Source organism: Microcoleus sp. w1-18aA5, from assembly GCF_036701705.1.
In the GTDB taxonomy this organism is placed as follows: Bacteria; Cyanobacteriota; Cyanobacteriia; order Cyanobacteriales; family Microcoleaceae; genus Microcoleus.
This window is the reverse complement of record NZ_JAUPTE010000013.1, coordinates 40,033-52,898: the sequence shown is the minus strand read 5'-3', so window position 1 is coordinate 52,898 and position 12,866 is coordinate 40,033. Positions and strand designations below refer to the sequence as shown.

The following is a 12,866-nucleotide window of genomic DNA, read 5'->3' as shown; positions in this document are numbered from 1 at the left end:
GCTATTCTAAATAGTCAAAAGCAAACGCATTGCGATTTGTGAGGAGAGCGATGAACATACTTGGAATCTCGGCGTACTATCACGACAGCGCCGCAGCCTTAATTCGCGACGGAGAAATTATAGCAGCAGCGCAGGAAGAAAGATTTTCCCGCAAAAAGCATGACGCCAGATTCCCTAAGAATGCGATCGCTTATTGCTTGAAAGAAGCGAAAATAGATTTGCGGGAACTCGATCGAATAGTCTTTTACGACAAACCTTTAGTCAAATTCGAGCGCCTTCTCGAAACTTATTTAGCCTACGCCCCCCAAGGTTTTAGCTCTTTCCTAAAAGCCATGCCAATATGGCTCAAAGAAAAGCTTTACCTCAAAACCATGCTCAAAAGAGATCTGGCAGCAATAGCAAACTGCAAAACAAATAAACTGCCATCTCTGCTATTTACCGAACACCACCAATCCCACGCAGCATCGGCATTTTTCCCCAGCCCGTTTCAAAAAGCAGCCGTTTTGTGCCTCGACGGCGTGGGCGAGTGGGCCACAACCTCAGTTTGGTTGGGAGACGGGAACCAACTTACACCTCAGTGGGAAATCGATTTTCCCCACTCCTTGGGTTTGCTTTATTCAGCTTTCACCTATTACACCGGCTTCAAAGTCAACTCTGGCGAATACAAACTCATGGGTTTAGCTCCTTATGGCGAACCCAAGTATGTAGACAAGATTCTCAACTATTTAATCGACCTCAAAGATGACGGAACTTTCCGTTTGGACATGGATTATTTCAACTATACTGTTGGCTTAACCATGACAAACAAGAAGTTTGACGAACTGTTTGAAGGGCCGCCGCGTCAAGCTGAAGGAAAATTGACTCAGCGGGAAATGGACATTGCGGCTTCGATTCAAGTTGTTACCGAAGAAGTTGTTTTGCGGCTTTGCAGAACAGTTAAAAAAGAATTGGATGTCGATTATCTTTGTCTTGCCGGCGGCGTTGCTCTCAACTGTGTTGCTAACGGCAGACTCTTGCGGGAAGGTATTTTCAAAGATATTTGGATTCAGCCGGCAGCGGGAGATGCTGGCGGTGCTTTGGGTGCGGCTTTGGCGATTTGGTATCAGTATTGCGAACAAACTCGCACAGTGAGCGCCAACTCGACAGCAAATAGTATAGAATCCCTCAAAACTGAACTTGCCACTACAAACGTAGCGGTTGAGGAGAGGACTGAAGTTCTCACTGCCAACCAAGCGGTGGCAACTGTGGCGAAGTCGGTTGCTCATTTAACTTGTCACGATCAAATGCGGGGCTCATATTTGGGGCCGAGGTTTACTGACGCAGAAATTCTCGAATATTTGGATGCTGTCAAAGCCAGCTATCACCGATTGGACGATGCTGAATTAATGCCGCAGTTGGCTGAAATTTTGGAACAGGGAAATGTGGTGGGATGGTTCCAGGGGCGGATGGAATTTGGGCCGCGGGCTCTGGGCGGTCGATCGATCATTGGCGATCCCCGCAGTGCTAAAATGCAGTCCGTGATGAACCTGAAAATTAAATATCGGGAATCTTTTCGACCTTTTGCTCCGTCAATCTTAGCCGAACGAGTTGCGGATTATTTCGAGATTGACCATTCTAGTCCTTATATGCTATTGGTAGCACCTGTCAAATCCAGTCTCCGCATTCCGATGACTCCCGAACAAGAGCAGTTGTTTGGCATTGAAAAGCTCAACATTCCCCGTTCCGAGATTCCGGCTGTCACCCACGTCGATTACTCGGCTCGCATTCAAACAGTTCACAAAGAAACTAATCCTCGGTACTATGACTTAATTAGCCATTTTGAAAAGCGATCGGGCTGTTCTATTGTGGTAAATACTTCTTTCAACGTCCGAGGGGAACCCATTGTTTGCACTCCAGAGGATGCTTACCGCTGTTTCATGCGAACCGAAATGGACTATCTGGTTTTGGAAAATTACTTGCTTCCCAAGTCCGAACAAATTCCTTGGAAACAAGATGATGCTTGGAAAAATGAATTTGAACTAGATTAGTCATTAGTCATTAGTCATTAGTCATTAGTCATTAGTTATTAGTTGGAACGAATAACTAATAACTAATTCCCCATTCCCCATTCTCCATTCCCCATTTCTAATGAGCGACGAAATTAAAAAACTCGACAAAAAAGGCTTGCGCGATTTCGGGCTGCTAATTGGCGGCTTGATTGCAGTGCTGTTCGGTTTAGCAGTACCTTTACTGCGGCGGCATTCTCTACCTTGGTGGCCCTGGGCAATCGGCGCAGTCCTAATCGTGCTAGGATTAGTTGCGCCGAAATCGCTGAATCCCATTTATCACGCATGGATGCGCTTTGGACTTATTCTTAACAAAATCGAAACGCCGATCGTCTTAGGGATAGTTTTTTACCTTATAATTTGGCCGATGGGAGCAATCAAAAAGATTTTCGGCGAAGATGCAATGCGGCGAAAACTAAATCCGAAAATGGATACTTACCGCGTCCCAAGTAAAGAAAGAACCAAAGTTAGTATGGAGCGTCCTTTTTAAGTGTTTGAAGCAACTTTAGATTTTCTCAAAGATTTGTGGGCGTTTATGAAAGAACGCCAAAAGTATTGGCTGTTGCCGCTCATTGTGACTTTAGTCTTTTTGGGAGCTTTGATTGTATTGAGTCAGGGTTCTGTGATTGCTCCATTTATTTACACGCTGTTTTGAAATAATGAGCAAGTTGAAAAATTTGGGTGTCAATTTGGGCTTGACACTCGGTGGTTTATTGATGGGGGTGGTAATTGGCGAAATTGGATTGCGAGTTGCTAAAGTCGAGGGCTATCCAAAAATAGGAGATTTTGTAGACTCGGCGCCAACTCGTTTCCATACTTCCGATCCAAATTTGGGCTGGAAGCTGAAACCGGGCGCGTCGGGGGAGTGGAATGGGGAAGGTGCGAGTTTTGTGCAGGTGAATAGCGAGGGTTTGCGCGATCGTGAACATACAAAAGCAAAACCTCCAAATACTTTGCGCGTTGCGGTTTTGGGCGATTCTTTCACCGAAGCAATTCACGTACCTGTCGAACAAACTTTCTGGTCAAAATTGGAACGAAAGTTAGGCAACTGCGAAGCTGTTAAGGGACGCAAAAATGTTGAGGTAATGAATTTCGGGGTGCAGGGCTACGGTACTGCTCAAGAATTGATAATGCTGCGAAAAAAAGTATGGGATTACAGTCCTGATATAGTAATTCTTGCTTTTTTTATTGGCAATGATGTGATCAATAATTCGCCGCAATTGGAATACGATCACTACCGACCATTTTTTGCTTATGATGCTAGCGGCAAGTTAGTACCAGATATGTCTTTTCGCAATCTGGCGCCGATCGATCGCAACGAAAGAGCAGTTTCCTTCGTAGACCGAATGCCCAGTTTTATCGTCAACAATTCGCGCATTTTGCAGGTCATTAAAAAAGTAGACTTAGATCGGAAAAAGCGGGAGTTATCGGGACACTTTACCACTTTAAGTACCCTGAACCTCAAGGAACCTCAAAATGCAGCTTGGGAAGAGGCTTGGAGGGTGACAGAGGGTTTGATTGTGACGATGCGGAATGAAGTCGTGCAGAAAAATGCTGATTTCTTGGTTGTGACGATCGGCGATCCGATGCAAGTTATACCGGAGGCCGAGAGGCGAAAAAATTTTATGAGAAAGAACAACATTCAGGATTTGTTTTATCCCGATAGGCGGCTGGAAAATTTGGGCGCGCGCGAGGGTTTTCGGGTACTGAATTTATCCGAACAGATCCAAGGTTACACTGAAAAATATCAAGTCTGCGCCCACGGTTTTGATAATTCTGTCCCCTGTGGGGGTCACTGGAATGAACTCGGACACCGACTGGCTAGTATCCTCATCAACCGAAATTTGTGCGAAAATTTGAAGCAGTCTCAAGTACCCAAAAAACAACCGTAATCAGTCAAATTTCATGAAAGATTCAACGGCTTTGAAAAAAGGCAAAAACATATTAATTATAGTCGCGGTTAATTTGGTGATCGCCTTTATTTGTCTGGAAGCTTTATCGCTAGCTTTTTATTTTATCAACCAAAAGCAGTTTTTTTATACCCGAACTAAAGCCAAAGAAAAAGTAGTAGAAGATATTGAAAGGATCGGCATTAGACTTGATGAATCTATCGTAGAAAGACTGCACCCACTTTTTGGCTATGTACTCAAACAAGGTGCTTTTACTAATGAAAAATTAAAGTTAAAAGTCAACAAACACGGCTTTTTTTCACTCTACGAATATCCGTTTATTAAAACCAATAAAAATCAAGTTATTATCGGATTTTTTGGCGGTTCAGTTGCGAATAACTTTGCAGTCGATGAATACGTAAATCGCAGATTGTCTAACAAATTGAAGACTTATTCAGAATTTGCCAACAAGGAAATTATTGTTTTAAATTTTGGCAACGGTGGCTACAAACAGCCCCAACAATTATTAATTTTAAATTACTTTCTGGCGTTGGGTCAAGAGTTAGATTTAGTCATAAATATTGATGGTTTTAACGAAGTAGCCCTGTCAAATTTAAACAACAAAGCCCAAGTAGAAATAGGAATGCCCAGCGTTCAGCACATACAGCCTCTGACTGGTTTAGCCAACAACAACTTATCACCGGAAGCGATGAGCTCGATCGTGCAAATTAACGAAAACAAAAAACAGTTGAAAGCAGGTATTGACAAATTGCAAACTTGTCAACTTGCTTTGTGTCACGCTGTCACCTCGCTACAGGTGAAACAATTAGTCAACAATTACCAGCAAGCCGTTGTCAAGTACGATTCGCAAGTCAAACAATCCAACCCAGACACCGCGAATAGCGGTATAGTATACATTCCCAAAGCTGACTTTGTTTTGCAGGATGCCGTTGCTTTTGACAAAATGGCATCGATGTGGTATCAATCGTCGATCGGGATGAATCAAATTTTATCAAGTAGAAAGATTAAGTATTTTCACTTTATCCAGCCCAACCAGTATTATCCCACTAAGCGAGCGTTTACCGCCAAGGAAAATGAAATTGCGATCGACCAGAAGAGTCCTTACATTGAAGGTGTGAAAAAAGGTTATCCGGTATTATTGTCCAAAGTTGATGATTTGCAAAAAGCTGGGGTTAATGTTTTTAGCGCAGTGAATATTTTAGACAATACAAAAGAGACGGTTTACAAAGATGCCTGCTGCCACTATAATTCAGTCGGAGACGAAGTATTGGCAAACTATGTTTCTAGTTCCATTATTAAAGTAGTAAGAGAGTCGAAATAGAGGTTTATGAAAGATTTAAAGTTCCTCAAAAAAGGACAAGAATTTCTCAAGATAACTTTGATTAATTTAGTCCTTTTACTGGTTTTCCTGGAACTCGGTTCCTTGGGATGGTATTTTGTCAAGCATAAGCAATTTTTCTATACTAGAGAAAAGACGCAAGATAAGTCGGCTTTAGGAATTAATTTAGAAGGAGTGCGGCTGAATCAGTCTATTGTTGAAAGGTTTCATCCTTTTTTTGGGTTTATTCAAAAACCCAGCGCTGATTTTAGACCTGGTTTTAAGGTTAACAACTACGGATTTATCTCTCCTTACGATTACCCTTTGAAAAAAACCAAGAAAAATCAATTTATTATCGGAGTTTTTGGCGGTTCTGTGGCTTCTAATTATGGAGTATTTGAAGTTCAAAACAAAATTTTACCTCAATACCTAAAGCAGCTTCCGGGTTTGAAAGATAAAGAATTTATAATTTTGTCTTTTGCTACCGGAGGGTATAAACAACCGCAGCAATTATTAATTTTAAATTATTTTTTGGCTTTAGGACAAGAACTGGATATGGTCGTCAATATAGATGGTTTTAATGAAGTAGCACTTTCTAATTTAAACAATAAAAATCAAGTCGATTTGGCGATGCCGAGCATTCAGCATATTTTGCCACTGACTAGCTTGGCGAATAATAGCCTTTCTACAAAAGCGATGAAAGCAACTATCAGAATCCAAGAAAATAAAGCTAGGATTAATCAGGGTTTGGAACGTTTGCAAAACTGCTCTTTAGCTGCGTGCGATGCTTTGACTTCGGTTTACGTTCAAAATCTAGTTAATAACTATAAAACCGATGTCATTAAGTTTGAAAAAGAACGGACTCAACAAAAAAAAGATGACAGTGGTAGTGTTATTTACATCAATACTAATAAGTCTGTTTTACAAGATTCATTAGCTTTTGAGCAAATGGCACAGAATTGGGTGAAAAGTTCAATTTTTATGCACAAAGTTCTGTCTGCTAGTAACGTGCCTTATTTTCATGTTCTTCAGCCTAATCAATATTATCAGACGAAAAGGGTGTTTGGTGAAGCCGAAAAGCAGATTGCTTTTAACAAGGATACTCCTTATGCTAAATCTGTACAAATTGGATATCCGGCTCTTTTCAAGAAGTTTCCGAATTTGGAAAAAAATAATATCACTCTAGTGAATGCTGTTAATGTTTTTGACAAGACTAAAGAAGCTGTTTATGTAGATAGCTGCTGCCACTACAATCAAGCTGGAGAGGTGGTTTTTAGCAATTATGTGGGCCGTTCTATTGTGGAATCTTTGCGGAAAGATGAGGCTAGAAGCAAAAAAAAGTAGGTCTGAAATATCCGCTGAATGGTGGATATAGGGTGCGCCTAGCGCACCTTACCGCTGAGTTTAAATTTTAGGTTTTTGGTTGGGTTTTAGGTCGATCGCCCGTTGAGTCGATCGGCATTACCAAGATTTTATCAACTCGATTCCCGTCCATATCGACTACTTCCACGCGCAAACCGTTCCACTCAAAATGCTCTGCTGCTGTGGGAATTTTGCCCAAATTTGTAATCACAAAACCGCCCATTGTGTGGTAACTTCCTTTGTGTTCTGCTGACTCTTCGATTCCAAATAGCTCAAAAAAATCTTCGACTGCTAGCATTCCGTCTAACAGCCAAGAACCGTCTTCGCGCTGCACGGTTTGAGGTTCGTCAGCATCTTCAATCGAGGGAAAGTCGCCAACGAGTTCCACTAAAATGTCGTTGACTGTAACCAATCCTTGAATGACGCCGTATTCGTCTACTACCAAGGCAATTTGATTGCTAGATTGTTTGAAAAGTTCTAATACCTTTAAACCTCGCGTGCTTTCCGGTACAAATAACGGTCGTCGTAAAGAAGCGCTTAAATCTAGCGGTTGACCAGTTAAAGTCCGAGACAGCATATCAGTAACGTGTACTAAACCGACAACGTTGTCGAGTCCTCCCTGACACACGGGAAACCGAGAATGACCACTGCCGAGCATTTTTTGGCGGTTTTCTTCTACTGAGTCGTCGAGGTCAAGCCAGGTAAGATCGGGACGCGGAGTCATTAAGGCGCTGACTCGCCGATCGCCCAAACGAAACACTCTTTCCACCATATCTTGTTCGGCTTCTTCAAAGGTTCCGGCTTCTGTTCCTTGCTCGATCAAAACTTTAATTTCTTCCTCTGTAACTTGCGGTTCTGTAGAAGGCACAATCCCCATGATCCGCATCACTAAGTCAGTGGAATAACTTAACAGATAAACCGCAGGAGCGCCAATTTTTGAGAGCATTCGCATGGGAATTGCTACGCTTGAGGCGATGGGTTCCGGGTTGTTGAGCGCTAGGCGCTTCGGCACAAGTTCGCCGATAATTAAGGTCAGATAAGTGATGGTTAAAACTGCTACTACTGAGGCGATCGTCTGAGAATAGGGCGCCAGGGCAGGAATCAGTCGCAACAAAGGCTCTACCCTTTTAGCAATTGTCGTTTCTCCGAAAGCGCCCGACAGAATGGCCAGCATCGTAATCCCGATTTGAACTGTCGGCAAGAACTGATTGGGGGCATTAGCCAGATCCAAGGCTACACGGGCATTGATCGAACCTTGGTTGGCCATCTGTTGCAGTCTCACCTTCCGTACAGAGATGATGGCCATCTCTGACATCACAAATAAGCCATTGAGGAAAACCAGCAGGAGAACAATCAGAATATCGGTACTTGGGGACATTTCTAAAATTTTCGGTAGTAACGGCAAAGCGATGTGCCCGGTTAGTCGATTTTAGATTTTAGATTTTAGATTTTAGATTGACGACGCCGCCAGTATCTGGGGGATTTCCCTAATGTCTAAAATTCTTCGATCTTCACAACTTGAGTCGGGGGCTTGTATCCGTCTTTGGGTGCAGTCACAGGAGAGGTCTGGAAGCTGCGAATCTCGATCGCAAAATCGAAATTTTTTCTAAACCTGGCCCTATATTAACGGAACTGGCTCGATCGCGATCGCAGGATCGACATATTAAAGCAGAAATCTATCTCTAGTTAAGTTCCCATGCCTCAACAGCAGAGCGGCACAATCATGGATGTTTGTCGTACAATCTCCTTAACAGGCAAAGGGAAAGAGCCTTCGCCGATCAGGGATTAAAATTAAAAGCGCATGACTTTCTCTTCAATAATTCGTACCCTGGGGCGATCGCCCCTAGCAACAGAACTCCTCAACAAGCTCAAGCGCCATCGCTACGTGCAACTGTCCGGCCTCGCCCGTTTGCCTAAAGCTTTGGTAGCTTCTGCCCTCGCACAGCAAGAGGGGCGAAACTTATTGGCAGTAACAGCAACTCTGGAAGAAGCCGGCCGCTGGGTTGCCTCTTTAGAGGCGATGGGCTGGCAAACCGTACATTTTTACCCGACTTCGGAGGCTTCACCCTACGAGCTATCTTACTCCGACGAGAACGAAATGACTTGGGGGCAAATGCAGGTGCTGGCGGATTTGGTCGAGAAACAAGAAACAAACGCTAATTCTAAGCCGATCGCGATTGTAGCTACCGAAAGAGCTCTCCAGTCTCACTTGCCCCCACCGGATGCTTTTGAACCCTACTGTCTGACGCTGAAGCGAGGTGCGGTTCAAGACTCAAAGATACTGGATCGTCAACTGGTATCGATGGGGTACGATCGGGTGACTCTGGTGGAAATGGAGGGCCAGTGGAGTCGCCGGGGCGATATTGTCGATGTCTTTCCCGTAGCGGCGGAGTTGCCAGTACGGCTGGAATGGTTCGGAGATAATTTGGAGCAAATTCGGGAGTTCGATCCGTCTTCCCAGCGATCGCTCGATAAGGTCGATCGATTAGTTTTAACTCCCACTAATTTTAACACAATTATTAAAGCAGTTTTATCTGAAAAAAATATTGACGAAATTAACCAACTAGGCTCTGTAGATCCAGAAAATGAAGCCGAAAAATTTGTCCGCAGGCTGTTGGGTTTAGCGTTCGAGCAACCTGCATCTTTGTTGGATTATTTGACAGAAAATACTTTAGTTGTTATTGACGAACCGCAAGGGTGCGAAGGTCACAGCGACCGCTGGTATGAGAATGCACAGGAACAGTGGAATAATTGCAATCGGGAATCGGCAGTTGCTGGTGAGGCTACAGAAAAATTGCCAATTGCTAATTTGAAAGTTCCAAAAATTCACCGCACGTTTGCTGAATCTATGGCAGATGTCGCAGCTTTCGAGCGGCTAGAACTTTCTGAATTAGCCGAAGATTCTACGGCTAAAAAACTTCAAAGCTCTGCCGAGGGCGACCAGCTACCGTCTGCGATTAATTTGGCTTCTCGGCCTGTGCCGGTGATGCCTCACCAATTTGCGAAGCTGTCTCAAATGCTCAGGGAAGAGCGCGATCGGGGTTTTACCATTTTTCTGGTTTCTGCTCAACCGAGTCGATCGGTTTCTCTGCTGTCGGAACACGACTGTCCGGCTCAGTTTGTGGTGAATCCGCGCGATTACTTGGCGATCGACAAGTTGCAATTGCAGCACGTTCCGGTTGCTTTGAAGTACAGCGGGCTGGCAGAATTGGAAGGTTTTATTCTGCCGACTTTTCGGATTGTTTTAATTACCGATCGGGAATTTTACGGTCAGCATTCTCTCGCTACTTTTAGCTACGTCCGCAAGCGCCGTCGTGCTGCTTCTAAGCAAGTAGACCCGAATAAATTAAGCCCTGGTGATTATGTGGTGCACCGCCAGCACGGAGTGGGTAAATTTCTCAAGTTAGAACGCTTGACGATCGATCGCGAAACTCGCGAATATTTGGTGCTGCAATACGCTGACGGTACTCTGAGAGTGGCGGCCGATCAATTGGGCGCTTTGTCGAGGTTTCGGACTGTAGGCGATAAAGTACCGGATCTCAACAAGCTGACAGGCCAAACTTGGGAAAAAACTAAAACAAAGGTTCGCAAAGCTGTTAAAAAATTGGCAGTGGATTTGCTGAATCTTTATGCTAAAAGAGCTAAACAAACAGGTTACGCTTTTCCTCCTGATATGCCTTGGCAACAAGAGTTGGAGGATTCTTTTCCTTACCAGCCAACCCCGGATCAGTTGAAGGCAACTCAGGATGTGAAACGCGACATGGAGGGCGATCGACCTATGGATCGCTTGGTCTGCGGCGATGTCGGTTTTGGCAAGACAGAAGTTGCTCTGAGAGCAATTTTTAAAGCCGTTACGGCGGGCAAACAGGTGGCTTTGCTCGCGCCGACGACGATTTTAACCCAACAGCACTATCACACTCTCTCGGAGCGTTTTTCCCCTTATCCGATCGAAGTTGGTTTGCTCAATCGCTTTCGGACTGAAACCGAGCGCCGGGAGATTCACAAGCGTTTGGCGACTGGGGAATTAGATGTGATTGTGGGTACTCAAGCTGTTTTGAGCAAAGCGATTAAATTTCGGGATTTGGGCTTGTTGGTGGTGGATGAAGAACAGCGGTTTGGAGTTAAGCAAAAGGAAGCAATTAAATCTCTCAAAACAGAGGTAGATGTTCTGACTTTGACAGCAACGCCGATTCCCCGGACTTTGTATATGTCCCTGTCGGGGATTCGCGAGATGAGTTTAATTGCGACTCCGCCTCCTTCCAGGCGCCCGATTCAGACGCATTTGGCTCCCTATAACGCAGAAACGGTCCGATCGGCAATTCGTCAAGAATTGGACAGAGGCGGCCAGGTTTTTTACGTGGTACCGCGGATTGAGGGGATTGATGAGTTGGCCGTTCAGTTGCAGGAGATGGTTCCGTCTGCCAGAATTGCGATCGCCCACGGTCAAATGGAGGCCTCGGAACTAGAATCAATCATGCTGACTTTCAGTGCGGCAGATTTCGATATTTTGGTGTGTACGACGATTATTGAGTCGGGTTTGGATATTCCGCGAGTCAATACCATTTTAATTGAAGACGCGCAGAAGTTTGGTTTGGGTCAGCTTTACCAGTTGCGGGGACGGGTGGGACGCGCGGGGATTCAAGCTCATGCTTGGCTGTTTTATCCCAAGCAGAACCAACTTTCTGATGCGGCAAGGCAGCGGCTGCGGGCAATTCAAGAGTTTGCCCAGTTGGGTTCAGGCTATCAGTTGGCTGTCCGAGATATGGAAATTCGCGGTTCGGGTGATGTTTTGGGTACTGAACAATCTGGTCAAATGGAGGCGATCGGTTTTGATTTGTATGCTGAAATGTTAGAGGAAGCTATTCGGGAAATTAAGGGTCAGGAAATTCCGAAAGTTGAGGACGCGCAAATTGACCTAACTTTGACGGCGTTTATTCCTGCCGATTACATCGCAGATTTGGATCAAAAGATGAGCGCTTACCGGTCTGTGGCTTCTGCTAATACCCCTGAAGAATTACAGCAGATTCAGGCTGATTGGTGCGATCGCTATGGGCCAATTCCTCTGCCAGCCCAGCAACTTATCCGTGTGGTCGAACTCAAACAAATTGCTAAAAAAATCGGTTTTTCTCGTATCAAACCGGAGAATAAGCAGAACATAGTTTTGGAAACTGCGATGGAAGAGCCTGCTTGGAATTTGCTCAAGGCTAATTTGCCGGAACATTTGCGCTCTCGTTTTGTCTACAGCAAGGGGAAGGTTACTATTCGGGGTATGGCGGTTTTGACGGCCCAAAAGCAATTGGATAATTTGATTGATTGGCTGGGTAAAATGCAGGGGGCTTTGCCGGAAGCAAATGTTGGATTTTAATATATAATCCCCAAATCTAGCACACCGCGGAAACCACAGAATAATACCGAGGAAACTGGAAAAAATATTACTGCTGTTTTCATGATTGTTTTAGCGACAGAAAGGATTAAAATCGTGAAAAGGTTAGTGAGTATTTTTTTGGCGATCGCCCTACTGCAAGGAGTGCCTATGGCGGTTCAATCTCAAGAAATAATTGACCCGATCGACCGGGTTGTGAGTGCAGGGTTGATGAATAAAGATGCCAGTGGCAATTTTAATGCTGAGGGTCTTGTCAGTCGTGCTGATTTGGCGGTGATTTTAGTAAAAACTTTTGGTTTGGAACGGCGGAAAACCGCTCAGAAACCGGATAAAGAATTGCCGGACGTACCGAAGAGTTACTGGGCTTACAGTGCGATTCAAACAGTTTTGAAAACGGGAACAATGAGTGGATATCGCGACCGAATGTTTTTCCCTAATCAAAGGGTGACTCGCGCGGAAGCTTTAGCTATTTTTGCTCAAGCTTACGGGGTTTTTCAGTTTCCTGATGCCAGCATTTCCGAAATTTTAGCTAAGTATCCCGATGCAGGTGAAATTCCTAATTGGGCTAGAAAGTCTATAGCTACTGCACTTTATGAAGGGTTTGTTAATGTTGATATCGCAACTAATAAGATTAATCCTTTGAAGCCGATGACTCGCTGGGATATCGCTTACGCTTTGAGTAAGTATTTGGAGCGGCAAGTAAGGCCAACTTCTTTGCCTGTCCCGGACGAGCAGCCTCCTAATCGCGGCGTGGGAAGGTAAATATAGTAAGTTTCCTTTGCATGAGAATGGGTAATTGGTAATTGGGCATTGGGCATGGGGCATTGGGCATTATTCCTTCTTCCTTC

Annotated in this window: 9 protein-coding genes; 8 read left to right on the top strand and 1 reads right to left on the bottom strand. The window is 44.4% G+C overall.

Going from position 1 to position 12,866, the window contains the following annotated elements; translation table 11 throughout:
• Positions 1–50 precede the first annotated feature (50 nt).
• From Q5691_RS06980 to Q5691_RS06955, 6 genes are all read left to right on the top strand, one after another.
• Positions 51–2,027 carry a carbamoyltransferase gene (locus Q5691_RS06980; RefSeq protein ID WP_333209117.1) on the top strand — a complete coding sequence of 659 codons (1,977 nt, stop codon included), beginning with the start codon at positions 51–53 and terminating at the stop codon, positions 2,025–2,027.
• 100 nt (positions 2,028–2,127) lie between these two features.
• Entirely contained in the window at positions 2,128–2,535 is a 408-nt protein-coding gene (locus tag Q5691_RS06975) for an SxtJ family membrane protein (RefSeq protein ID WP_333344271.1), read from the top strand.
• Positions 2,536–2,700: a DUF5989 family protein gene (locus tag Q5691_RS06970; RefSeq protein WP_190657062.1), complete on the top strand. Its 165-nt coding sequence runs from the start codon at positions 2,536–2,538 to the stop codon at positions 2,698–2,700.
• Positions 2,701–2,704: 4 nt separating this feature from the next.
• Positions 2,705–3,937, top strand: coding sequence for an SGNH/GDSL hydrolase family protein (locus tag Q5691_RS06965; RefSeq protein ID WP_333209121.1), 1,233 nt, complete (start codon positions 2,705–2,707; stop codon positions 3,935–3,937).
• A gap of 13 nt (positions 3,938–3,950) precedes the next feature.
• On the top strand, positions 3,951–5,276 hold the full coding sequence (locus tag Q5691_RS06960) for a hypothetical protein (protein ID WP_333344270.1): 1,326 nt from the start codon (positions 3,951–3,953) through the stop codon (positions 5,274–5,276).
• 6 nt (positions 5,277–5,282) lie between these two features.
• Complete coding sequence (locus Q5691_RS06955) at positions 5,283–6,617, top strand: hypothetical protein (protein WP_445305825.1); 1,335 nt, start codon at positions 5,283–5,285, stop codon at positions 6,615–6,617.
• A gap of 67 nt (positions 6,618–6,684) precedes the next feature.
• Here Q5691_RS06955 and Q5691_RS06950 read toward each other — a convergent pair whose 3' ends face one another.
• The gene (locus Q5691_RS06950; RefSeq protein WP_333209127.1) at positions 6,685–8,013 is read right to left on the bottom strand and encodes a hemolysin family protein; all 1,329 of its coding nucleotides are present in this window, start codon (positions 8,011–8,013) and stop codon (positions 6,685–6,687) included.
• A gap of 423 nt (positions 8,014–8,436) precedes the next feature.
• Between Q5691_RS06950 and mfd the strand changes: the two genes are divergently transcribed.
• The gene (gene mfd / locus Q5691_RS06945; protein ID WP_333344268.1) at positions 8,437–12,000 is read left to right on the top strand and encodes a transcription-repair coupling factor; all 3,564 of its coding nucleotides are present in this window, start codon (positions 8,437–8,439) and stop codon (positions 11,998–12,000) included.
• Positions 12,001–12,126: 126 nt separating this feature from the next.
• The gene (locus Q5691_RS06940) at positions 12,127–12,780 is read left to right on the top strand and encodes an S-layer homology domain-containing protein (RefSeq protein WP_333344267.1); all 654 of its coding nucleotides are present in this window, start codon (positions 12,127–12,129) and stop codon (positions 12,778–12,780) included.
• The last annotated feature ends 86 nt before the right edge of the window (positions 12,781–12,866 follow it).